Raw genomic sequence first — 23,272 nt, forward strand, 5'->3', positions numbered from 1 at the left:
TCCGCGCGCCGAATCCGCTCCCCTCGCATCGGCTTATGCGAAACAGGGCTGCGAACGTCAAGATATTGTTCGGTTTTTGCCCGGCTTTCGCTCAAAAGCCCCGGCCTTCGCCCAAAAGCAATGGGCGGCAACACGCTCGCCAGCGCCGCCACCCGATCAGATCGATTGAAATCGGCTGGCGGTTGTCAGCCTTTGCGCAGGTCGCAGTCCAGCCTGACGGCGAAGATCGGCACCGCCAGCGTGGTCATGTAGAACATGAAAGTCTTCTGCTGGCCGTTGCAGACGTTGGACTGCCACACCCGTCGCGAGCCTGATCAGGCAGGCAGAACTTGCAGATAGACAGCGCTCATGCAGCTTTGCAAATATCGGCGGCGCAGCCTATCTTCAGGGTGGAGTTGGAGATGACCGATGAAGTTCAAGGCGATCATTCACGAAGCCGAAGAAGGTGGCTACTGGGCCGAAGTGCCGGCAATTCCCGGCTGCGCGACCCAGGGTGAAACCTTGGACGAACTTGTCGAGAACTTGCGTGAAGCAATCGAAGGCTGCCTCTCGGTAGAGCCGCTATCTTTCACTTCAGAACCCGGCCGGGTCATGGAAATCGCTGTTTGAAGTCCATTTCCGGCAAGGAGCTTGCGCGTGCCATCGAGCGGCAAGGCTGGAAGCTTTTGCGTGTTGCCGGCAGTCATCACATCTACGGCAAGGAAGGCATCGTGCGCCTTTCGATCCCGGTTCATGGCAACAGGCCGCTCAAAACAGGACTCTTGCGACATCTCTTGGCGCTGGCCGAGATGAGCGAAGGCGATATCTGAGTTTTGCTAATTACGCCGTCTCCTGCCCCATGCGGCGTGCGGTATAGCGCTCGATCGCCGACAGCCCGTCATAGATCAGCACGGCAAGCGCGGCGACGATCAGCCCGCCCTGCAGGACGAAGGCGAGATTGTTGGACAACAGGCCGGCGATGATCACCTCGCCGAGCGTCCTGGCCGCCACGGTCGAGCCGATCGTCGCGGTGGCGAGGCTGATGACCACCGAAAGCCGGATACCGCCGAGAATGATCGGCGCGGTGAGCGGCAGCTCGACCTTGACCAGCCTTTGCCAGCCGGTCATGCCGGCGCCGCGCGCCGCCTCGACCACATTGGCCGGCAGCGTCGTCAGCCCGGTCAGCGCGTTCTCGAAGATCGGCAGCAGGCCGTAGAGAAACAGCGCGATCAGTGTCGGCTTCTCGCCAAAGCCGACGGCCGGCACGGCCAGCGCCAGCACCGCCACCGGCGGAAAGGTCTGGCCGATATTGACCAGGCTGCGCGACAGCGGCAGGAATTCGACGCCGGCCGGCCGGGTGACCAGGATGGCGAGCGCCACGGCAACGATGGTTGCCGCCACCGTCGCGATCAGCACGGTCCTCAGGTGCAGCAGCGTCAGCGTCAACAGGCTGCCCTGGTTGTAGATTGCCGGCGCGTTGCTCTCGGTCAGCGGCTTCAGCAGCGGCTCGAACCAACCCGGATTGGTCACGAACGCAATGAGCAGCACCACCAGGGCAAGCCTGAGCAGTGACGGAAGCCAGGCTTTTACACCGGCCTCTTTCATGCCGGCCTCGCCGCGCGTTTCACCAGCCCATCCACAGTCACGCGGCCGAGCGGCTTGCCATCCGCGCCTGTCACCGGCAGCGCCGGGCGTCCCGACCACAACAGTTCGGCCAGCGCATCGCGCTGGCTGGCGTCGGCGGGGATCGCCTCGCCTTCGGCGATGCCCGTCTCCACGGCGTCGCGCACCCGGCCGAGCGACAGCAGCCTGAACGGTTTTTCGCTGGCGCCGACCAGGGTCTCGACGAAGGCGCTGGCCGGCTTCGCCAGGATCTCGGCGGGCCTGGCATATTGCACCAGCTTGCCGGCATCCATCACCGCGATCTTGTCGCCCATACGCACCGCCTCCTCCATGTCATGGGTGACGAGGATGATGGTGGTGCCGAAGCGCTTCTGGATCGCCAGAAGGTCCTCCTGCGCCTTGTTGCGGATGATCGGGTCGAGCGCGCCGAACGGCTCGTCCATCAACAGCACGTTCGGCTCCGCGGCAAGTGCCCTGGCGACGCCGACGCGCTGCTGCTGGCCGCCGGAGAGCTCGTGTGGATAGCGTGGCCCGAACGCCTGGGGATCGAGCTGGTAGAGCGTCATCAACTCGTCGACACGGCGCTTGGTGCGGGCCGCGTCCCAGCCAAGCAGCACCGGCACGGTGGCGATGTTCTGTGCCACGGTGCGATGCGGAAACAGCCCATGGCCCTGAATGGCGTAACCGATGCTGCGGCGCAGCTCGTAGCCGGGCAACGAGCGGTTGTCGGCGCCGTCGAGCCTGATCACGCCGGCGGTCGGCTCGACCAGCCGGTTGATCATGCGCAGCAGCGTCGTCTTGCCGGAGCCGGAGGTGCCGACGATGACGGCGATGGTGCGCGGCTCGATCACCATCGACACGTCGTCGACGACGATCATCGCGTCATAGCGCTTGGTAATGCCTTCGATCTCGATCATGCCGGTTGTGCCTCGCGTCGCCGGGTGGAGGTCATTTCGATCAATGCGTCGAGAATGATGGCGGCAGCAAAGGCCAGCGCCACCGTCGGCACGGCGCCGAGCAGCACCAGGTCCATCGCCGTCTGGCCAACGCCCTGGAACACGAACACGCCGAAACCGCCGCCGCCGATCAGCGCGGCAATGGTGGCAAGGCCGATGTTCTGCACCAGCACGATGCGGATGCCGGTGAGGATCACCGGGAAGGCCAGTGGAAATTCGACGCCGAACAGGCGCTGGCGCTCGGTCATGCCCATGCCGCGCGCGGCGTCGTTGGCGGCGCGCGGCACACCGGCAAGGCCGACCACGGTGTTGGCCACCACCGGCAGCAGCGAATAGAGGAACAGGGCGACGAAGGCGGGCGCGGTGCCGATGCCGCGAATGCCGAGGGAGGCCGCGCCGGGCACATGCGTGGCGACCCAGCCGAGCGGCGCGATCAACAGGCCGAACAGCGCGATCGAGGGAATGGTCTGGATAATGTTCAGCACGTTGAGCACGCCGGCCCGCAATTTTTCGACGCGGTGGCAGAGGATGCCAAGCGGCAAGCCTGCTATCACCGCCGCCGCCAGCGAGCCCAGCGCCAGCGTCACATGCTTGGAGCCTTCGGCCCAAAAACTGTCGGCACGGTTGGCGTATTCCTTGAGGATCGACAGACTGTTCCAGCTGCCCGAGACCAGCAGCAGGCCGATCGCCGCTGCCGCGACGACGAGCACGCCGATCCGCGCCGATGGCGACAGGTTCAGCCTCGTCAGCCCATCGGCGAGCAACAGCGTAAAGGCGAAGATGAGCAGCCAGAAACCCGAAGCCGGCGAGATGCGGGCAAAGCTGTTGCCCTCAGGCGTCAGGAAGCTGCCGGCGACGCCGATCAGCAGCGCCAGTGCGGCAAGCGCGACCACGCTGGCGGCCAGCCGCAGGACCAGCGGCGTTTTCAGCAAGGCGACGACCGCCGCAACGACGACGACTGCAAGCAGCAGCGGCCCCAGCGTCGGCGGCAGCGCTTCAACAATCGAGCGCGCCTCGCCCGGCACGATGCGATTGGCGCGCAAGGTGGCAAAGGGCGCGGCGAAGGCGGCATAGGCAACGATCGCGGCGATGACCACGCCGAGCTTGTCGAAGCGGAGAGTCATGGCGCGCCTCGCACCGGCGTCACGACAGGGAACGGCCTACTTCAAGAACCCGTTCTTCTTCAAAAAGTCTTCGGCGACGCCCTTGACCGGCTCGCCGCCGACCTGAACGCGGCCGTTCAGTTCCTGCAGGGTGACGAGGTCGAGCTTGGCGAAGACCGGCTTCAGCAGCGTCTCGATTTCGGGATGCTCCTTCAGCACCGCCTCGCGGATGATCGGCGCCGGCTGGTAGACCGGCTGCACGCCCTTGTCGTCTTCGAGCACGACCAGGCCGGACGGCGCGATGCCGCCATCGGTGCCGTAGACCATGGCGGCGTTGGCACCGTTGGTCTGGTTCGCCGCAGCGGCGATGGTCGCCGCCGTGTCGCCGCCGGAGAGCGTGATCAGCTGGTCCGGCTTAAGCGTGAAACCATAGGTGGTCTGGAAAGCCGGCAGCGCGGCAGCCGAATTGACGAATTCGGCCGAGGCCGCCAGCACCACCTGGCCGCCGCCGGAGACATATTTGCCGAAGTCGGACAGAGTCGCCAGCTTGTTGGTCTCGGCGACATCCTTGCGCAGCGCAATCGCCCAGGTGTTGTTGGCCGGCGACGGCGACAGCCAGACGATCTTGTTGGCGTCGTAGTCTAGCTTCTTGGCCGTTTCATAGCCCTTGGCGGCATCCTTCCACACCGGATCGTCGGCCTTTTCGAAGAAGAAGGCGGCATTGCCGGTGTATTCCGGATAGATGTCGATCTCGCCGGCGGTGATCGCCTTGCGCACCACAGGGGTGCCGCCGAGTTGGATGCGGTCGGTGGTCTGGATGTTGTTGGCGTTCAGCACCAGCTGGATGATGTTGCCGAGCACGCCGCCTTCGGTGTCGATCTTCGACGACACGACCACCTGAGCGCTCGCCGAGGCTGCGGTGATGCCGAGCGCCAGTGCCGCGCCGGCCAGAACCTTGACTGAAAACATTTCACAAATCCCTTGCTGAGAACCGGACTGCGGCTGCCGCATATGAGCATGGCTTCAATGCCCCGTCGGGGCACACGGTTTCATAAGAAGGGGGATGGGGGCAATAATTTTGTTCGGATGCGGGTGAATCCGCTGCTGTCCGATCCCGACAGCGTCATGTCACTACAGCGCGTCGCGTCCGTTTGGACGCGCAAAGGACGCTGTAGCACTATTGATTTGCGCATGGTCCTTTCCGAACCTTCGGATCGGGGTCATGCGCTGGTCGGCCGCGCGGTCATCTTCAGCACGCCCAGCGCCACGAAGCACAACACCGTCACCGGGAAGATGATCCAGTTCAGCATCTCCCAGCCCCAGGCGTTGTAGACCGCGCCCGACATCAGCGAGGCGAAGGCGACGGAGCCGAACAGGACGAAGTCGTGAAAACCCTGGACCTTGGCCTTTTCCGATGGGCGGTAGCTGTCGGCGACCATGGCGGTGGCGCCGATGAAGCCGAAATTCCAGCCAAGGCCGAGCAGGATCAGCGCCGTCCAGAATTGCCACAGCGCCAGGCCCGACAGCGCCACCACGGCGCAGCCGATCAGCAGCACAAGGCCGGTTGCGACAATCCGTTCGGCGCCGAAGCGATAGATCAGCGAGCCGGTGAAGAAGCTCGGCGCGAACATCGCCATGACATGCCAGGAAATGCCGAGCGTGGCGTCGTCCGTCGACAGGCCGCAGCCGACCATGGCGAGCGGCGCGCCGGTCATGACGAAGCTCATCAGCGCGTAGCTGCCGACGGCGCAAAACAGCGCCGCAACGAAACGCGGCCTGGTGACGATCTCGGCGAGCGGCCGCGCGTCGCTGTCGGCGATTTCCGCTTTGCCCGTCGCCTTGGCCGGGATGCGCAGCAACGACAGGATGGCGGCGCCGACCGCCGCCAGCACCAGGATGGAGGCAAACGAGCCGGCAAACATCACCGGCGCAAACAATTCGCGGGTGAAGATGACGATCTGCGGCCCGAGAATGGCGGTGACGATGCCGCCGGCCAGCACGAAGGAGATGGCGCGCGCCTTGAATTCAGCCGGTGCGTTGTCGGCGGCGGCGAAGCGGAATTGCTGGACGAAGGCACCGCCGATGCCGATCACCAGCAGGCCGAAGGCGAACAGCCAGAAGCTGGCGTAAAATAGCGCCAGCGTGGCGACCAGACCGCCGAGCGCAGTGACGATCGTCCCGGTCATGAAGCCGTCGCGCTGGCCGAGCCGGCGGATGATGGCTGCGGCCGGCAGGGCGCCGAGCGCCACGCCGACGTTGAAGCCGGTGATCGGCGCCGTCGCCAGCGACTTGTCGGAGCCGAGCAGATAATATCCGGCCAATCCACCCACGGAAATGGCGATAGGTGCGGCCGAGCCGATGATCGCCTGCGAAGCGGCAAGGATGAGCGCCGTGCGGCGCGCTTCCCTGCCGGCCTCGGCGATAGCGACGGCCGTCATGAAGCGTCCTTGCCACGCCCTTCGCCGCGCACCCGGCGCGACACGCGATCGAGCACTGCGTTGACCAGCTTCGGCTCATCTTCTTCGTAAAACGCCTTGGCGATATCGACATATTCCGAGACGATGACAGCCACCGGCACGTCCTCGCGCTTCATCAGTTCGTAGACGCCGGCGCGCAATATGGCGCGCAGCGTCGAATCGAGCCTGGACAACGGCCAGTCCTCGGTCAGCGCCTGGCGGATGATCGGGTCGATGGTCTTCTGGTTCTCGACGACGCCGGCGAGGATGGCGCGAAACCATTGCGCGTCGGCCTCGCGATAGAGCGCGCCGTCGACTTCCTTGCCGAGCCTGAACGCCTCATATTCGGCGGTGATCTCGAAGACGCCGCTGCCGGCCACATCCATCTGGTAGAGCGCCTGCACGGCAGCCAGACGGGCTGCACCGCGCTTGTTGGCGTGGCGCACCGCGGGCTGGCCGGGCGATGCGGGCTCGCTCACGATCGCTCTCCCAACTGTTGCTTGAGGGCAATCATGGTCAGCGCCGCACGCGCGGCAAAGCCACCCTTGTCGCCTTCCGAACGCCTGGCCCGCGTCCAGGCCTGCTCGTCATTTTCGGTGGTCAGGATGCCGTTGCCGATGCAGACCGCTTCCTGGACGGACAGGTCCATCAGGGCACGGCTCGATTCATTTGCGACGATGTCGAAATGATAGGTGTCGCCGCGCACGATGGTGCCGAGGGCGACAAAGCCGTCATACCTCGACCCGCCTTCGGCGGCGCCGTCGAGGGCGAAGGAAATCACTGCGGGAATTTCGAGCGAGCCCGGAACGGTGACGACGTCGTATGTCGCGCCAGCTTCCTCGAGCGCGCTTGTCGCGCCTTCGAGCAGCGCGTCGGCAAGGTCGTCATGGAAGCGTGCCTCGATGACAAGAAGGTGGGCCTTCTTCTTCGGGCGAATGAACGCTTTGCCGTGTTGGGATGTGCCAGCCATAGATGTCTCCGGGATCGCCGGTGACTTAGGCCGAAGCCGGTTTGATCGCAAGCAGAAGATTGGTGGAGATGCGGACGTGCCTGATTATTGGTTTCATGGTTTCCTCCGAAGCCGGCGCTGCCCCTCATTACCCTGCCGGGCATTTCTCCCCGTAAACGGGGCGAAAGAGGCTGGCCGCATCGCCGGCGCCCTTTTTGGAACGCTGGTGATTGGCGAAACCATCGATCACAGCGCCCCTCGCCCCGTTTACGGGGAGAGGTCGCCGGCAGGCGGGTGAGGGGCAGCGCCAACGGAACGGAACAAGGCGCTAATCAGATCCGAGGTGCTCGTCCTGTTCGGACAACCGTATGAATCCACGCCGCTCTCCGGCAGGGCCATCAAAGTCCCTCTTTCGCGGCCACGGCCAGGCGGGCCGCGTAGCGGGCCATGGTGTCGATCTCCAGATTGACGCGGTCGCCGACCTGGCGTTCGCCCCAGGTGGTCACGGTCAGCGAGTGATGGATCAAGAGCACGTCGAAGCGTGTGCCGTCGACCTTGTTGACGGTGAGCGAGGTGCCGTCGAGCGCGACGGAACCCTTGGGTGCGATGAATCTGGCCAGATCGCGCGGCGCTTCCAGCGTAAAGCGCACGGCATCGCCCTCCTCCTTGCGCGCAACGATCTCGGCCATGCCGTCGACATGGCCTGAAACGATGTGGCCACCGAGTTCGTCGCCGATCTTCAGCGGCCGCTCCAGATTGATCCTGGTGCCGGATTTCCAGCCCATGGCCGTCGTCAGCCTGAGTGCCTCTTCCCAGGCCTCGACCTCGAACCAGCGCGCGTTGGCGCCGCTTTCCGGCAGCGCCGTCACCGTCAGGCAGACGCCGCCGCAGGAAATCGAAGCCCCAATGGCGATCGTCTGCGGGTCATAGGCCGTGTCGATGCGCAAGCCGACGCCCTCTCTCAGCGGCTTGACGGCAGCGACGGTGCCGACATCGGTGACAATCCCGGTAAACATCAGACTCTGGTTTCTTGGTTGGCCATGATCTTTTCCAAAAACCGGTTCCCACTTTTCGGGATCATGTCTTTCAGTTTGACCATGTTGTTGTCCAAAAACCGGTTCCCACTTTTTGGGATCATGGCCTTATCCACTCGGCATAGCTGTCTTCGCCGAAACGCATGTCGCGCAATTTGCGAAATCCTGCCGGGATATGGTCGGCGTCGATGGGCGATACAATGCCGCTCCTGCCGATCGGCTCCTGTCCCTGGAACAGCACGATGCGGTCGACCAGCCCTTCGGCGAGGAAGGCCTTGGCCACCTTGGCGCCGCCCTCGACCAGCACGCTCGCCATGCCGAGTGCGGCCAGATCCTCGAGCAACTCCGGCAGCGCAATATCGCCTTCATACGTCTCAGTGCCGATGAAGCGCACGCCGGCGCGTTCGAGCGCGGCGCGCCGATGCGGGTCGGCTTCGGCACAGGCGGCGACGTAAAGCGGAACCCGGTCGACGCCGGCTATCAGTTTCGACGTCTCCGGCAGCCTGATCTGGCGGTCGAGCACAATGCGCGCCGGCGAGCGGTTCTCCAGCCCCGGCAACCGCACCGTCAGCGCCGGATCGTCCTCCAGCGCCGTGCCGATGCCGATCAGTACGCCGTCGGCTTCGGCGCGCATCAGATAGACTTCGCGCCGGGCGATGTCGCCGGTGATCGAGACCTGCCCCGCGCCTCCCATGCCGATCTTGCCGTCGCTGGAAAGCGCAAGTTTCAGGATTACTTCCGGACGTTTTTTCAGGGATCGAATGAGATAGCCGGCCATCTGCTCGGCGGCTTCTGCCACGAGCACCTTTTCGACCACTTCGACACCGGCGGCACGCAGGATCGCATAGCCGTTGCCGGACACGCGTGGATCGGGGTCGCTCGCAGCGCCAACCAGCCGCGCGACGCCGGCATTGACCAGTGCTCTGGCGCAAGGCGGGGTGCGGCCATGGTGGGCGCAGGGCTCCAATGTGACATAGGCGGTGGCGCCGCGTGCGAGCTCGCCGGCCTCCGCCAGCGCCTCGGTCTCGGCATGCGGCCGGCCGCCGACAGCGGTGACGCCGGTGCCGACGATCATCGGCCCGGTGCCGTCGTCGCGCACGATCAGCGTGCCGACGGAAGGGTTGGTCGAGGTTCGCCCGGCGTTTTTCCGCGACAGCCTCAGTGCTGCCGCCATGAAGCGGCGATCAAGAACCTCTTGCTCGGCCTGGCTGCGCCTTGCCATGCTCAGCCGGCGTCCTCTTCCTTGAGCTCGTCACCTTTGAGCTCACCCAGCACGTCGTGAAAATCCTTGGCCTCGCGGAAATTGCGATAGACCGAGGCGAAGCGCACATAGGCGACGTCGTCGAGCGACTTCAGTGCCTCCATCACCAGGCGGCCGACCTCGCCCGAGGCGACCTCGGTCTCGCCGGAGCTTTCGAGCTGGCGCACGATGCCGGTCACGGCGCGGTCGATGCGCTCGGGATCGACATTGCGCTTGCGCACGGCGATCTCGACCGAGCGCAGCAGCTTGTCGCGGTCGAACGGCACCTTGCGTCCGGATTTCTTCACCACCACGAGGTCGCGCAACTGCACACGTTCGAAGGTGGTGAAGCGGCCGCCGCAATCGGGGCAGACGCGCCGCCTGCGGATCGCCGCGCCGTCTTCGGCGGGGCGCGAATCCTTCACCTGCGTATCTTCGGACTGGCAGTAGGGACAGCGCATGGGCAGCCTTGTGTTCGCGATTCTCGTGGAGCGAAGGCTTAGAGGTTTTTGCCGCGATGGCAAAGTATCGGGTCGCGCCTCAGAGATAGCGAGGCGCGAGGAAAATTGCCAGCATCAACGGCAATACCGGCCGATTACGGCGCGACGTCAGCAGTCGGGAACCCACATGACACGCCGAGGCTGCGATAGGCCTTGGTGAAGCCGTCCATCGATACGGTCGCGACCGGCGTATCGGAGAAGACAATATCGAGGGCGCTGGCGCGGCGCATGGCACGCAGCAGCGCCAGGCTGATCTCGGGCTTGTTGTTCAACATCCATTTTCCGCCGGCACCGGCCATGGCATCGACGGTCGCCTTGACCTTGCCGTTGCCATCGCCGAACACCGCCGGAATGTTCTCGCCAGTCGGCAAGTCCTTGTTCTTCATGGCGATGACGAGGGTCGGATAGCCATTGGGCGGCAGTGCATCCCCGTTCGAGATGGCAAGCGTGAGCGTGCCGCTGGTACCGCTCGCGTCGAGAAAGGCGGTCGAGGCGACGCAGGTTTTGCGCAGATCCTCACCGGTATCGATCTCGTCGACAGTGGTGGACCAGTTGCCGAAGGTTTCGGTCTTCGGTGCGGCTGGGGTGGGCGCAGACTGTGCCAGGGCGGCGGACGACAAGGTGGTCAATGTGACCAACAACACGCCAAGCGCGCCAAAGCCAGCGACACCGAAAATCTGCATCATCGTCAAGGCTCCTGTCCGGACTCCGTCCCCGCTGAAAAAGTGCTTCTCGTCCGGCGATAAGGGACGACACTTTGCGTGAGTTCAACCGAGATAGGGATAGAGCGGAAAACGATCCGTCAACGCGGCCACCTTCGCCTTCACCGCTGCTTCGACGGCTGCATTGCCGTCGTCGGAATTCGCGGCCTTGAGCCCGTCCAGCACCTCGGCGATCAGCTTGCCGATCTCGCGGAACTCGGCCTGGCCGAAACCGCGCGTGGTGCCGGCCGGCGTGCCGAGGCGCACGCCCGAGGTGACGAACGGCTTTTCGGGATCGAAAGGGATGCCGTTCTTGTTGCAGGTGATGTTGGCGCGGCCAAGCGCTGCCTCGGCACGCTTGCCGGTGGCGTTCTTCGGCCTGAGGTCAACCAGCATCAGATGGTTGTCGGTGCCACCGGAGACGATGTCGAGGCCGGTTTCCTGCAGGCTGGAGGCCAGCGCCTTGGCATTGGCGGCAACGCCCTCGGCATAGATCTTGAAGCTTGGCTTCAGCGCTTCGCCGAAGGCCACCGCCTTGGCGGCGATGACATGCATCAGCGGACCACCCTGCAGGCCTGGAAACACCGCCGAGTTCATCTTCTTGGCGATGTCCTCGTCATTGCACAGGATCATGCCGCCGCGCGGGCCGCGCAGCGACTTGTGCGTGGTGGTGGTGACCACATGGGCGTATGGCAGCGGCGACGGATGCACGCCGCCGGCGACCAGGCCGGCGATGTGGGCCATGTCGACCATCAGATAGGCGCCGATCGAGTCGGCGATCTCGCGAAAACGCTTCCAGTCCCAGACGCGCGAATAGGCAGTGCCGCCGGCCAGGATCAGCTTCGGCCTGGTCTCGTGGGCGGTCTTCTCGATCGCGTCCATGTCGAGCAGGTGATCGTCCCTGCGGACGCCGTAGGAAACGACCTTGAACCATTTGCCGCTCATGTTGACCGGCGAACCGTGCGTCAGGTGGCCACCGGAATTCAGGTCGAGCCCCATGAAGGTGTCGCCGGGCTGCAGCAGCGCCAAAAAGACCGCCTGGTTCATCTGGCTGCCGGAATTCGGCTGGACATTGGCGAAGTTGCAGCCGAACAGCTTTTTGGCGCGCTCGATGGCCAGTTCCTCGGCCACGTCGACGAACTGGCAGCCGCCATAGTAGCGCTTGCCGGGATAGCCCTCGGCGTATTTGTTGGTCATGACCGACCCCTGCGCTTCCAGCACGGCGCGGGAGACGATGTTTTCCGAAGCGATCAGCTCGATCTCGTGGCGCTGGCGGCCGAGTTCGTTGCGGATCGCGCCGAAAATCTCCGGATCGGCATCGGCAAGCGTGGTTTCGAAGAAGGATTCGAATTTGTTCGACACTGCCGCTGCTGTTGCCATGCTTGAAATCCTTGTCGTCCGGGGGGCCTGCCGCGCCATTAACACAGTTGCTTTCGCCCTGCCACGTTTGCGGCGCGAAATTTGCTGGTCGGATTGCGGCAGCGAGGCGAAGAGCCACCTATTTTCCATTCCTGCCGGCCGTTCAGCAAGGCTTGGCGACGCCCTTGCTGTTCGGCTAACGGTTTCCATCACCAGGGCCCGCAGAGGACTTTCACCCCCAAGTCATCGACCGGCTGCCATCCCGGCCAAACGGTGCTTGCCCACCACGCGCCATGCGTGGCGGACGATACAAAAAGGCCGCCCTCAGAGGCGGCCTTTTCAGCTAAAAAATCAGTGGCTTAGAGCGCAGAGGTGATCTGCAGCTCGTTGGCTCCGTCGAGCCCGTAGATGTCGTCGCGGAACTGCACGACGCCAGGCCCCGTCGACCAGGCCGAGATGTAGAGGAAAAAGACCGGCACCGGATTGGTGACCTGCACCGGGATGTTCTCGCCGCTCTTGATCGACGCCTCGAAATGCTGGCGGCTCCAGCCCGGCGTGTCGCGCAGGATCCAGGTGACGAGGTCGCGCACGTTCTGGACGCGCACGCAGCCTGAGGAATCGAAGCGCATCATTTTGCCGAACAGGCTCTGCTGCGGCGTGTCGTGCATGTAGACGCCGTCCGGACTCGGGAAATTGATCTTGACCGAGGCCATCGCATTGCCGGCGCCCGGATCCTGGCGAAAGCGGTATTTCTCCGCGTCGTCGGTCGACCAGTCGACGGTCAGTGGATCGACCTCGCTGCCATCCGGTGCGAACAGCCGGATCTTGCTGTCCTTGAGATAGTTGGGGTCCTTCCGCATCAGCGGAATGATGTCCTTGCGCACGATCGAGACCGGCGCGTTCCAGTAAGGATTGACGATGATCTCGTTGATCTTGGAATCGACGATCGGCGTCTGGCGATCGATCTTGCCGACAACGGCGGTGTGGCGCAGCACGACGCGGTCGTTCTCGACCGCTTCGATCTGGGCGCCAGGGATATCGACCAATACATAGCGGTTGCCCAGCGTACCGGCGCGTTCGTTCAGCCGCTGCAGATTGGTCTGCAGCTGGCCAAGCCGGACCTGCGCCGAGACATTCATCGCCGCATAGCTATATTGGCCCAGGGTGCCGTCGGAAGGCAGGCCATGACGCGCCTGGAAGCGCTTGACCGCCGCATCGACATAGGAATCGAAGGCCTCTGAAAGGCCGGCGCTCTGCGCCAGGTCGCCCGAAACCATCAAGCGCCTGCGCAATGGCACCACATCGGGATCGATGACGCCGAGTTGCAATTTCTTGGTGTCCGGGACCCGCTCCCAGCCGCCCTGCGCGACAATATTCTGATACTGCGCGATAGCCTGCTCGGTGTACGCAACGGTCTGCAGGCTGACGATCGGCAGCGTCGAGGCCACCTTGCCGCCCTCGCTGGCGCGGGCGTCGAACTGGTCGTTCCAGTTGCCGCGGCCCGAGGATTTCAGGATGTCCGCGATCACGTCCTGCGCGCTGGCGCCACCGGCAACCATCGTCGCGGCCAATGCGGAGGCTCCGGAAAGGAAGAAACGGCGACTGGTTCTCATGTACGCTCCAGATAGTCCTGTAACAGTTTTTTCACCGGGCGATCCGCCCGCATGCTAGGCTGGCCCACTCTAAGGGTGGCGCCCTTAACAATTAGCCAACCATGCCCCAATCGCTTCTGTGCGAGAACGCGACCGGGCGCGACGCCTTCACAGAGGCGGTTGGCGGGGAGATGGATTGGCTCGCGCCGCAACATCACCCGCGTTCTCGCTTCCACCGGGAATATGGCGGCAACGTGACCCTGACCGCGATTTGGATCGGCTGGCCCTCACGAAACGCAAAGACCGATGCTTTTCGGCACCGGTCTTTTGGATCGCTCCCCGACCGCGCTTGTGGCGCAGTTGCCCCTTCATGCGACGGACATGCTTACATCCGGTAGGCGATGGTGTCGTTCCAGAAGCGGTCGAGGCGCTGCAGGGCGCGGTTCATTTGCTTGAATTCTTCCGTGTTGATGCCGCCGACCTGCTCGATCGAGCCGACATGGCGCTCGTAGAGGCCGGCGACGACTTCCGCCACCTGACTGCCCTTCGGCGTCAGCGAGACCCGCACCGAACGGCGGTCGATGCGCGAGCGCTGGTGGTTGATGAAGCCGAGATCGACCAGCTTCTTCAGATTGTAGGAGACGTTCGAGCCGAGATAATAGCCGCGCGAGCGCAACTCGCCAGCGGTCAGTTCCGAATTGCCGATATTGAAGAGCAGCAGCGCCTGGATGGCGTTGATATCGGAACGGCCGTTGCGGTCGAATTCGTCCTTGATCACGTCAAGCAGGCGGCGGTGCAGCCGTTCCACCAGCTGCAGCGATTCCATGTACAGCGAACGGATCGCTTCGCGGCGGTCGTCGGATACGTTGGCGGTCTTCGCCGCCGGACGGGAATTGATCATTGTCTTTGCCTCTCGTTTGTCGCCTGGTGATTTTTTGTTTTTCACCTTGATCGCGACACTATCGAATACTCATAAAATTCGACTTAAACGCTAGGGCTAACAAGAGCTTACCGGTAATAGGTTTCGAAAGAGGCTTAACGAAGGGTCACCCGAACAAGGACGATTAACCTAAAGATTTAGCCAATGAATCCGGGCGGTAATTTGCCCGTCCAACCGGACGCGTGGGTTATTCTTGTTGAGCATCGATCCGATGCTCTATTGCCGGCTCCGGCGCTTCTGCACCCAGTTCACCACGCGAAAGACGATGTAGAGCAGCGCCACCGCCGCATGCGAGGCGACGATCAGCGGCCGGTGACCGAAGAGCTCGGGAAAGCCGGCATGCATGACCGTCTCGGTCGCCGCGCAGATGAACCAGATCACCGGCCCCCAGGAGGCCAGCATCCACAGACCGGCGGCAGCGAAGGGAAAGAAGACGGCGAGCGTCACCGCCGCCAACTGCCAATGCACCGGCATCAGGTCGAAGCGCCACAACGATCCGGGATAGAAGCCGATCAGCCGGATCCAGTACAAAATCCCGAACAACAGACAGTAGGCTGAGATGACGCGCTGAAACCAGGCGAAGATGACCTCGGCCGTCGAGGGCTGGAGCACGACGCGTCTCGACGTGACCTCGCTCACAGCGTGAGTTCCCGTTCGCCGAGCGGAGCGAAATAGGCATCGACGTCGGCAGCACCGACGTCGTCGATACCAGCCGGCCGCCATTGCGGCGACGAGCCCTTGTCGATGATGGCGGCGCGGATGCCTTCGTAGAAATCGTGGCCGGCAAGCATGCGGTTGAGGATGCGGAACTCCATCCGCATGCACTCGTCCATCGACAGCGTCAGCCCGGCGCTGATCTCGCGCCAGGCAACATGCAGGCTGGTCGGCGAGCGGGTGCGGATCGTCGCCAGCGTCTTCGCCGCGAACGCGTCTGCGGGTGCGGCGCGCTCCAGGCTGCCGATGATGTCGCTCAGCGACGGCTGCGCGAAATGGCGGGCGATGGCTTCCAGTGTCGGACTGTCCGTTTCGCGCCGGGCCGGGACGGAAAAGCCGCGCAGCGCTGCTTCAGGGTCGCCTGTCGCAACCAGCCGGTCGAGAAAGCCGGCCTGGTCCTGCGCCTTGATCGTGTTCGTCGCCAGGCCCGACCACAAAGCGTCGCCATAGCGGATGCGGATTCCGGTCAGGGCCAGATACATGCCGAAGCTGCCACCGAGGCCCGGCAACAGATGACTGGCGCCGACATCCGGGAAAAAGCCGATGCCGACTTCCGGCATGGCGAACTGGGCGTTCTCGGTCAGCAGCCGATGCGAGCCGTGGAACGAGATGCCGACGCCGCCGCCCATGACGATGCCGTCGATCAGCGCGACATAGGGTTTTTCGAACCGCGCGATGCGGGCGTTCAGCCGGTATTCGTCGGCGAAGAAATCGACCGGCGGCTTTCCCACCCGGCCGGCCTCGTAGATGTGGAGGATGTCGCCGCCGGCCGAAAACGCCCTGCCCTCGGCCTTGACGACGACAACATCGACGCCGTCGTCGCGCTCCCAGGCGCGCAGCGCCTTGTCGAGCGCCTTGACCATGCGATGGGTGACGGCATTGAGCGCCTGCGGCCGCGTCAGCGTGACGACGCCGGCGCTGCCCAGTCGTTCGAAGCGGATCTCGTTGCCGCCGCCAAAATCCATCGCCTAAAGAATCCCTCGCCCAATGCCGCCAGGACTGAAGTGCTAAAGCGTGGCGCATGGCTGCGTCAATGCCAAGCCGCCAATCCTGTCCGGCAACAACGGTCGGGAACTCGTATACCGGTATCCAGCTTGTGCCTGGCACTATCGTGCCGCATTGGTCAGCGGCGGAGGCTCGTGTTAAAAGCCGCCAATCCGGAGTTTTGGCGATGAACAAATTCACCCCAGCAAAGCCTGCCGCCGCGCGCAGCGTCGACGAGATCACCGGCAGTCGCCGTTTGCGCCGCATGCGCAAGGCCGACTGGTCGCGCCGCCTCGTGCAGGAGAACCGGCTCTCCGTCGACGATCTGATCTGGCCGATCTTCGTCGTCGATGGGAACAATATCCGCGAACCGATCGCCGCCATGCCTGGTGTCTTCCGCCTGTCGCTCGACCTTGCCGTCAAGGAGGCCGAGCGCGCGGCAAAGCTCGGCATTCCGGCGATCGCCACCTTCCCCAATGTCGAGCTCGGCCTGCGCGACCAGACCGGCTCGCACATCCTCGATCCGGAAAACGTCATCAACCGCGCCACGCGCGCCATCAAGCGCGCAGTGCCCGAGATCGGCATCATCACCGATGCGGCGCTCGATCCCTTCACCTCGCACGGCCACGACGGCATCTTGCGTGACGGCATCATCGTCAACGACCAGACCGTGGAGCAGGTGACGGCGGCTGCCGTCATCCAGGCTTCTGCCGGCGCCGATATCATTGCCCCTTCCGACATGATGGACGGCCGCATCGGCGCCATCCGCGATGCGCTCGACGCCAATGGTTTTCAGGATGTGGCGATCATGTCCTACGCGACGAAATTCGCCTCCGCCTTCTACGGACCCTATCGCGAGGCGGTCGGCACCGCCGGCCTGCTCAAGGGCGATAAGAAGACCTACTATCTCGACCATGCCAATTCCGACGAGGCCGTGCGCGAGGCCGAGCAGGACCTCGCCGAGGGCGCCGACATGCTGATGGTCAAGCCTGGCCTGCCCTATCTCGACATCATCCGCAGGCTGAAGGACGAATTCCGCATGCCGACCTTCGCCTATCAGGTGTCGGGCGAATATTCGATGATCAAGGCGGCCGCCGCCAATGGCTGGATTGACGGCGACAAGGCGATGCTGGAATCGCTGCTCGCCTTCAAGCGCGCCGGCTGCGACGGCATTCTCACCTATTTTGCGCCTGAAGTGGCGGCGATGCTGAAGGGGTAAGCATCGTTTTGGGATTCTGCTGCAATCCGCTAGAATGGACCCATGAGCAGGAACCGAGGTCATCGAACGGTTGCAGAGAAACGCAGATGCCATCAAAGGCATGGGCGCGACTTCGCTGTATCTGTTCGGGTCGGCAGCGCGGGACGATGCCCAGCCGGACAGCGATCTTGATCTGTTCATCGACTATGACCCGGCGCGGCGCTTTTCTCTGATCGACCTGGTCGGGATCAAGCAATTTCTGGAAGAGAAGATGTCAACGGAAATCGACATCACCACGCCTGACAGCCTTCATCCCATGTTGTAGGCCGAGATCGAACGATCGGCCGTGCGGGTATTCTGATGGCCGTCCGCCGGATCGAGCCTATCCTGGCCGAGATCATGGCGGCTTTGGATGGCATCAGCACTGCCACCACCGGCAAGACTCTGGACGACTTTCGTGACGACTGGCTGCTTCGTCATGGCGTGGAGCGCGGCATCGAGATTATCTCCGAAGCCACCCGGCACATCCCGGACGATTTGCTCGCTCTTGCTCCAGAAATTCCCTGGAAACAGATTCGTGGAATTGGCAACGTTTTGCGTCACGAATACCACAAGACTTCCGACGCCATCGTCTGAACCGTAGTGACAGACAGTCTGTCGCCGCTCCGCCTAGCTGTCGAGCGCATACTCGAGGCGTCGCGGCGCAAGTAGCTGCTGCAACTACCGCTTCTTTGCGAGCCAAACGAGCCGCTTTCTGCTCGGCAGCGAAATACCGCTTGCAAAACGCAATCGGTCTAGATAGAAGCAACTGCTTGCATTTCACAACTGGATTAGAGGGAGGTCCTCATGTCAAAGCTTCGCGTCAACGCTTTCACCGTATCTATCGACGGCTTCGGCGCCGGTCCCGACCAGGACCTGAAAGAGCCGCTGGGCGTCGGCGGGGAAGCCCTGCACACATGGATGTTCGGCACCCGAACCTTCCGCAACATGTCCGGCGAAGATGGCGGGACCACGGATACCGACGACGCGTTCGTAACGCGCAGCTTCGAAAACACCGGCGCATGGATCATGGGCCGCAACATGTTCGGACCGATCCGCGGCGCTTGGCCCGATGACACCTGGAAGGGCTGGTGGGGAGACAATCCGCCCTACCATGTGCCGGTCTTCGTGCTCACCCACCATCCGCGGGATCCTATCGTCATGGAGGGCGGCACGACCTTCCATTTCGTGACCGACGGCATTCACTCGGCGCTGGAAAAGGCGAAAGCCGCGGCTGACGGCAAGGATGTCCGGCTCGGCGGCGGCGTCGCCACGATCCGGCAATATCTGAGGGAAAAGCTCATCGACGACATGCATCTGGCGATATCGCCGATGCTGCTCGGCTCAGGCGAGAACCTTTTTGCCGGCATCGACATGGTCAAGCTCGGCTACCGCTGCAGCGAGCAGGTGGGCACGCCGAATGCCATGCATGTCACCATCGAGCGCGATTAGGGAGTTTCGTCTGCCCTGTTGGCGAAAGCCTCGGTGCAGGCCCCTTTCTCCCCGTCACTATACGGGGAGAAATGCCCGGCAGGGCAATGAGGGGCGGCGCAATCGATGAAAGGTTAAGCTGCCGGACAACACGCCCTCTCGCAATATGCATCAGAATAATTTTTGTCCCCACGCAGTGACATTGGGGGGCAAATTGTCGAGGTTGGCGCAGCCCCTCATCCGGCTGCCGGCACCTTTTCCCCGTATAGTGACGGGGAGAAGGGGAGACATGAATCAATACTTCTCCGGAACATACAGCTCGCGCGGCAGCACCTGGCGCTCGTATTCTGGATTGAAGACGCGGTCGGGCAGCGTGATCTCTTCATGCGGCACTTCCTCGTAAGGCATCTGCTTGAGGAGATGATCGATGCAGTTCAGCCGCGCCCGCTTCTTGTCGTTGCCCTCGACGATGAACCAGGGGGCTTCGGGAATGTTGGTGCGGGCGAAGGTCTCTTCCTTGGCCTTGGTGTACTGTTCCCAGCGCACGCGCGACTGCAGGTCCATCGGCGACAGCTTCCACTGCTTCATCGGATCATGGATGCGCATCTGGAAGCGCATCTGCTGCTCCTCGTCGGTGATGGAGAACCAGTATTTGACCAGGGTGATGCCGGAGCGGACCAGCATGCGCTCGAACTCCGGCACGTCGCGAAAAAACTCCTCGACCTGGTCCGGCTCGGCGAAGCCCATCACACGTTCGACGCCGGAGCGGTTATACCCAGGAGCGGTCGAACAGCACGATCTCGCCGCCTGCCGGCAGATGCGGCACGTAGCGCTGAAAATACCATTGCGATTTCTCGCGCTCGGTCGGCGCCGGAAGTGCGACGACGCGGCAGATGCGCGGATTGAGCCGCTGGGTGATGCGCTTGATGACGCCCCCCTTGCCGGCCGAATCGCGGCCCTCGAAAACCACCACCAGCTTCTTCCTGGTGTAAGCCACCCAGGACTGCAGCTTGATCAATTCGGATTGCAGCGTGATCAGGTCGCGAAAATATTGCAGGCGATCCATCGAGGGCGGATGCGCGTTCTTGTAGATCTTGGCGATTTCCAGCGACAGCGCCGGTTCCGACATCTCCAGCTCGTAGTCCTCGTCGAGCGTGTCGGCGAGTTCCGCTTCCAGCCAATCCCTGGCGGGAGAATTCTGTTTTGCTTCGGTCATTTATGCTGCTCCGCGTGCACGCCCGCGTCGGCCTCGGCCTGCCGGCCGAGATCGGACACCTTGAGCCGACTTGCATATAGGCCGGCAATGACGGTTTTATTGCAGCCGGCCCGCACGCCGGTCGCCCAACTCCGCGAGATGTGATCGATCAGCCTGCCTGGCACGCACGACAAGCGGCTCGAATTGTCCTACAAATGCCAGGTTTCCCCGAGCAACCTTCAAAGCACCCTTTTCAACGCAATCGCGAGGATCTGACATGGAATACCGCACACTCGGCCGTTCCGGGCTGAAGGTTTCGACGCTGACCATGGGCACCATGACTTTTGGCGGCGCTGGCGCATTTTCGGCGGTCGGCAAGACCGATCTCGACGAGGCACGCCGGATGATCGACCTCTGCATCGATGCCGGCATCAATCTCATCGACACCGCCAATGTCTATTCGAACGGGCTTTCGGAAGAGATCATCGGCGAAGCGCTCGGCGGCAAACGCAAGGGCGATGTGCTGATCGCCTCCAAGGCGCGCATGCGGATCGGCGGCGGTCCCAACGATGAGGGCCTGTCGCGCTATCATCTGATCCGCGAGTGCGAGAAGAGCCTGAAGCGCCTCAGGACCGACGTCATCGACATCTATTTCCTGCACGAATGGGACGGCACGACGCCGCTCGAAGAGACCATCGCCGCGCTCGACACGCTCGTCAGCCAGGGCAAGATCCGCTATGTCGGCTGCTCCAACTATTCCGGCTGGCAAGTGATGAAGGCGCTGGGGATCAGCGACCGCCAGCACCAGCCGCGCTTCGTCACCCAGCAGATCCACTACACGCTGGAAGCGCGCGAAGCCGAATATGAACTGCTGCCGATCTCGGTCGACCAGGGGCTTGGCGTGCTGGTATGGAGCCCGCTCGCCGGTGGACTGCTGTCCGGCAAATACCACCGCGACCAGGCCACCGCCCGCCAGATCAGCGGCTGGACCGAACCGCCGATCCGCGACGAGGACCGGCTGTGGCGGATCGTCGACGTGCTTGCCCATATCGGCGAGAACCATGGCGTTTCGGCGGCGCAGGTGGCGCTTGCCTGGCTGCTCGGCCGGCCCGCGGTCAGTTCGCTGGTGATCGGCGGACGGACCGAAGCGCAGTTCAAGGACAATATCGCCGCAGCCAGCCTGGTGCTGACCAGCGATGAGCGCGCACGCCTCGACGCTGTGAGCCGCCCGCCCGTTCTCTACCCCTATTGGCACCAGCAATTCACGGCAAAAGACCGGTTTGGTCCGGCCGATCTGGTTCTTGACCGGGAGGACATCTGACAACGATCCGGATCAGGGTCGAAATCGCCGCGGGCTTATCCTGAAATAAAACGCCAGACCTCGGGATCAGGCTCAATCTGGCCGCTGAGCACGAAATATTTGTAGAGCACGAGCAAGCAGATCGCCTGCTCGGCCCGCTCGTCGGCGAACTTGCGGCAATAAGCGTTGGCGGCGGCAACGATGCGTTCGGCCTCAGTCGGATGCCGTTCGAGATATTGCACCCGCTCGGCAAGATCCGTGAAATCGGGTTCGAGCGGCACATAGTGAACACCAGCCACGAGTTCGCTTTCGGCGAACCATGTCTCATATGTCGACGGTGGCATCAGGCACAGCGAATTCGAACTCATGACCCATTTCAAGTTGGTCGCCACATCGTTGCCTTCGAGCGAAATGATGTAGCGACAGCGCCGCTGCTGGTCGATGCTCAGATAAGGCTTGCGATATTCCGGCGCTGCCGTCGGTTTGGGCGTTCCGACATCGCAAAAGGGCAGATCGCGCGCAACCTCCAGAAGCAAGGTCCTTATCGGGTTGTTGAGCTCGCCGCGCCACACCGCAACCGGAAGCTTGTCCGCGAAGGCTACATCGTCGGCGGGCATGTGGAAGTGGCGGAACTTGTTGAGCTTGAACAGCACCCCGTTGCTGTTGTCGCCGGCGATCGGCCGATCCTTGACGATCGACGGCATCGCAGGCACGTCGACGACGTCGCCGAATTCGAGATCGATGCGCAAGTCGGGATCGAAGTAGCGGGTAAATTCCTTCAGATCGTAGTAATACATGCTCCGGCCTCTCGGTAGCCGGCTGACCGGCACGGCCCCGCCGCTCGGCGCGAAAGCGTCCTGCAATCTGCTATAGCAGTTGAGACGCGCGCGGACCGATCCGTCCGAAAGCCTGGCCTGATCGAGCAACCCGGCGAGCCTGCGGCGGAACAGCGCCTGCGGTGCGATATCGCGCACGGCATTGCGCGCATAGTAGAATAGCTTCTGTGCGTTTCTTTGAAGGGTGGCCATCGGTCACTTGGTGAAAAATCGGCTTGTGATTTGCCCCCCGGTCCCTCCTACACCATTGTGCCGGCTATCTTGCAAGCCACAAAACCGTGTTCAGCCGGCCTGCCTGGCTGTCCATGGAGCCGATCGCTCTTTGCGGTGTTGTGTTTGTAGCCCAATGCTCCTAGGCAGGGCTAAGAACCTTTGGGATTGTGAAAGGAAGAGATATGGCGCGAGCACCGAATTACGGCCAGGAACGCAAGGAACGCGACCGGCAGAAGGCTGCCAAGAAGGCGGAAAAGCAAGCGGCCAAGGTTGCAGCCAAGGAACGTTCGAAGCCGGAAGACGAGACCACGTCCGAGACCGAAACGGAAACCGCAGAGTAAACTGCAGGGCAATCGCTTCATAGTGACGGCGAGAAGGGAACTGGCCGCAACTTTGGCGCGCTTTCTGCAACGCCGGAGATTGGCGAAACCCTTGGTGCAGGCCGCTTTCTCCCGTCCGGTGGGAAATGCCCGGTCCACCCTCCGCAGCTGCAGCGCAGCTGCTGCGGAGGACGGGCAGGGCAAGAGGGGCAGCGCAAGCTGAAGCGATTGCCCCTTAGTAAAAGCGCACCCGGCCCGCGAGGCGGATCAGATCAGATTTCGCTGCGTCTTCAGACCGGCGCCTTGTCGCTGACGAAAACGTTCACTTCGCGGGCGGCGGCGATGAAGGCACGCCTTGCGATCATTGCCGGTTTGTCGCCGGCCAGCGCATCATGGCAGGCCTGCAGCGCTTCGCGATGCTTTGGACTGCGCTTGCCGGGCCAGTTGTTGAGGAGGTAGTCGGAAGCCTCGCGGGCCGTGCGCAAGAGCTGAGTGGTTCCCGCCGCGCCCTTGACGGTCACGGGTGTTTCAAATCGGTTGTTTTCCATCGCCGCTCTTACGCCATCGCCGCTCGCGAAGCGAGTGCGAAAGTGGTTGCCACCGCAATCAC

General features: G+C 63.1%; 26 protein-coding genes and 1 pseudogene. 8 read left to right on the top strand and 19 right to left on the bottom strand.

The genetic code is table 11. From position 1 onward, the window contains the following. The first annotated feature begins 408 nt into the window (after positions 1-408). Positions 409-609, top strand: coding sequence for a type II toxin-antitoxin system HicB family antitoxin (locus X738_RS53800; RefSeq protein WP_023798395.1), 201 nt, complete (start codon positions 409-411; stop codon positions 607-609). Beyond that, on the top strand, positions 606-809 hold the full coding sequence (locus X738_RS53805) for a type II toxin-antitoxin system HicA family toxin (protein WP_023798396.1): 204 nt from the start codon (positions 606-608) through the stop codon (positions 807-809). Before X738_RS53800 ends, X738_RS53805 begins: the two co-directional genes overlap by 4 nt. Positions 810-819: 10 nt before the next feature. On the opposite strand, the gene X738_RS53810 is transcribed toward X738_RS53805, so the two are convergent. The 16 genes from X738_RS53810 to X738_RS53885 form a co-directional block, all read right to left on the bottom strand. Next, a complete protein-coding gene (locus tag X738_RS53810) occupies positions 820-1,584 on the bottom strand; it encodes an ABC transporter permease (RefSeq protein WP_023798397.1) in 765 nt (254 codons plus the stop codon). Next, entirely contained in the window at positions 1,581-2,519 is a 939-nt protein-coding gene (locus X738_RS53815; RefSeq protein WP_023798398.1) for an ABC transporter ATP-binding protein, read from the bottom strand. Before X738_RS53815 ends, X738_RS53810 begins: the two co-directional genes overlap by 4 nt. Next, entirely contained in the window at positions 2,516-3,682 is a 1,167-nt protein-coding gene (locus X738_RS53820) for an ABC transporter permease (RefSeq protein WP_023798399.1), read from the bottom strand. Before X738_RS53820 ends, X738_RS53815 begins: the two co-directional genes overlap by 4 nt. 36 nt (positions 3,683-3,718) lie before the next feature. Further along, positions 3,719-4,630 carry a glycine betaine ABC transporter substrate-binding protein OsmF gene (gene osmF / locus X738_RS53825; protein ID WP_023798400.1) on the bottom strand — a complete coding sequence of 304 codons (912 nt, stop codon included), beginning with the start codon at positions 4,628-4,630 and terminating at the stop codon, positions 3,719-3,721. A gap of 251 nt (positions 4,631-4,881) precedes the next feature. After that, a complete protein-coding gene (locus X738_RS53830) occupies positions 4,882-6,099 on the bottom strand; it encodes an MFS transporter (RefSeq protein ID WP_023798401.1) in 1,218 nt (405 codons plus the stop codon). Continuing rightward, positions 6,096-6,596, bottom strand: a complete 501-nt coding sequence (nusB, locus tag X738_RS53835) for a transcription antitermination factor NusB (protein ID WP_023798402.1) — start codon at positions 6,594-6,596, stop codon at positions 6,096-6,098. Before nusB ends, X738_RS53830 begins: the two co-directional genes overlap by 4 nt. Continuing rightward, on the bottom strand, positions 6,593-7,087 hold the full coding sequence (ribH, locus tag X738_RS53840; RefSeq protein ID WP_023798403.1) for a 6,7-dimethyl-8-ribityllumazine synthase: 495 nt from the start codon (positions 7,085-7,087) through the stop codon (positions 6,593-6,595). The genes nusB and ribH overlap by 4 nt, the downstream gene beginning before the upstream one ends. A 377-nt stretch (positions 7,088-7,464) precedes the next feature. Further along, the gene (locus X738_RS53845; RefSeq protein ID WP_023798404.1) at positions 7,465-8,082 is read right to left on the bottom strand and encodes a riboflavin synthase; all 618 of its coding nucleotides are present in this window, start codon (positions 8,080-8,082) and stop codon (positions 7,465-7,467) included. Positions 8,083-8,200: 118 nt separating this feature from the next. Further along, complete coding sequence (ribD, locus tag X738_RS53850; RefSeq protein WP_031254637.1) at positions 8,201-9,322, bottom strand: bifunctional diaminohydroxyphosphoribosylaminopyrimidine deaminase/5-amino-6-(5-phosphoribosylamino)uracil reductase RibD; 1,122 nt, start codon at positions 9,320-9,322, stop codon at positions 8,201-8,203. 2 nt (positions 9,323-9,324) lie between these two features. Beyond that, entirely contained in the window at positions 9,325-9,801 is a 477-nt protein-coding gene (nrdR, locus tag X738_RS53855; protein ID WP_023798407.1) for a transcriptional regulator NrdR, read from the bottom strand. A gap of 134 nt (positions 9,802-9,935) precedes the next feature. Then, the gene (locus X738_RS53860; protein WP_306454938.1) at positions 9,936-10,526 is read right to left on the bottom strand and encodes a hypothetical protein; all 591 of its coding nucleotides are present in this window, start codon (positions 10,524-10,526) and stop codon (positions 9,936-9,938) included. An 81-nt stretch (positions 10,527-10,607) separates the two neighbouring features. Then, positions 10,608-11,921 carry a serine hydroxymethyltransferase gene (gene glyA / locus X738_RS53865; RefSeq protein WP_023798409.1) on the bottom strand — a complete coding sequence of 438 codons (1,314 nt, stop codon included), beginning with the start codon at positions 11,919-11,921 and terminating at the stop codon, positions 10,608-10,610. Between the two features lie 338 nt (positions 11,922-12,259). Next, positions 12,260-13,513, bottom strand: a complete 1,254-nt coding sequence (locus X738_RS53870) for a L,D-transpeptidase family protein (RefSeq protein WP_023798410.1) — start codon at positions 13,511-13,513, stop codon at positions 12,260-12,262. A gap of 364 nt (positions 13,514-13,877) precedes the next feature. Beyond that, the gene (gene ldtR, locus X738_RS53875; protein ID WP_023798411.1) at positions 13,878-14,393 is read right to left on the bottom strand and encodes a transcriptional regulator LdtR; all 516 of its coding nucleotides are present in this window, start codon (positions 14,391-14,393) and stop codon (positions 13,878-13,880) included. Positions 14,394-14,648: 255 nt separating this feature from the next. Further along, complete coding sequence (locus tag X738_RS53880) at positions 14,649-15,071, bottom strand: DUF6163 family protein (protein ID WP_023798412.1); 423 nt, start codon at positions 15,069-15,071, stop codon at positions 14,649-14,651. Then, complete coding sequence (locus X738_RS53885; RefSeq protein WP_023798413.1) at positions 15,068-16,111, bottom strand: enoyl-CoA hydratase/isomerase family protein; 1,044 nt, start codon at positions 16,109-16,111, stop codon at positions 15,068-15,070. Before X738_RS53885 ends, X738_RS53880 begins: the two co-directional genes overlap by 4 nt. Positions 16,112-16,317: 206 nt before the next feature. On the opposite strand from X738_RS53885, the gene hemB reads away from it, so the two are divergent. The 4 genes from hemB (at position 16,318) to X738_RS53905 (ending at position 18,819) form a co-directional block, all read left to right on the top strand. Further along, positions 16,318-17,349: a porphobilinogen synthase gene (gene hemB, locus X738_RS53890; RefSeq protein ID WP_023798414.1), complete on the top strand. Its 1,032-nt coding sequence runs from the start codon at positions 16,318-16,320 to the stop codon at positions 17,347-17,349. 100 nt (positions 17,350-17,449) lie between these two features. Beyond that, a complete protein-coding gene (locus tag X738_RS53895; protein WP_051407752.1) occupies positions 17,450-17,653 on the top strand; it encodes a nucleotidyltransferase family protein in 204 nt (67 codons plus the stop codon). Between the two features lie 35 nt (positions 17,654-17,688). Continuing rightward, positions 17,689-17,964 carry a HepT-like ribonuclease domain-containing protein gene (locus X738_RS53900; protein WP_084833668.1) on the top strand — a complete coding sequence of 92 codons (276 nt, stop codon included), beginning with the start codon at positions 17,689-17,691 and terminating at the stop codon, positions 17,962-17,964. Between the two features lie 210 nt (positions 17,965-18,174). Continuing rightward, complete coding sequence (locus tag X738_RS53905; protein WP_023798415.1) at positions 18,175-18,819, top strand: dihydrofolate reductase family protein; 645 nt, start codon at positions 18,175-18,177, stop codon at positions 18,817-18,819. A gap of 273 nt (positions 18,820-19,092) precedes the next feature. On the opposite strand, the pseudogene ppk2 reads toward X738_RS53905, so the two are convergent. Continuing rightward, a pseudogene (gene ppk2 / locus X738_RS53910) lies at positions 19,093-20,014 on the bottom strand (polyphosphate kinase 2). Positions 20,015-20,270: 256 nt separating this feature from the next. Here ppk2 and X738_RS53915 point away from each other — a divergent pair. Next, positions 20,271-21,314, top strand: a complete 1,044-nt coding sequence (locus X738_RS53915) for an aldo/keto reductase (protein ID WP_023798417.1) — start codon at positions 20,271-20,273, stop codon at positions 21,312-21,314. A 35-nt stretch (positions 21,315-21,349) separates the two neighbouring features. Here the strand turns inward: X738_RS53915 and X738_RS53920 are convergent, their stop codons facing one another. After that, positions 21,350-22,321, bottom strand: coding sequence for a glycosyl transferase family 90 (locus tag X738_RS53920; protein ID WP_023798418.1), 972 nt, complete (start codon positions 22,319-22,321; stop codon positions 21,350-21,352). Positions 22,322-22,524: 203 nt separating this feature from the next. Between X738_RS53920 and X738_RS82455 the strand changes: the two genes are divergently transcribed. After that, complete coding sequence (locus X738_RS82455) at positions 22,525-22,683, top strand: hypothetical protein (RefSeq protein ID WP_023798419.1); 159 nt, start codon at positions 22,525-22,527, stop codon at positions 22,681-22,683. A 269-nt stretch (positions 22,684-22,952) separates the two neighbouring features. Here the strand turns inward: X738_RS82455 and X738_RS53925 are convergent, their stop codons facing one another. Beyond that, positions 22,953-23,210, bottom strand: a complete 258-nt coding sequence (locus tag X738_RS53925; RefSeq protein ID WP_023798420.1) for a DUF982 domain-containing protein — start codon at positions 23,208-23,210, stop codon at positions 22,953-22,955. Between the last annotated feature and the right edge of the window lie 62 nt (positions 23,211-23,272).

It is taken from the genome of Mesorhizobium sp. L48C026A00 (assembly GCF_000502375.1).
GTDB lineage: Bacteria > Pseudomonadota > Alphaproteobacteria > Rhizobiales > Rhizobiaceae > Mesorhizobium > Mesorhizobium muleiense.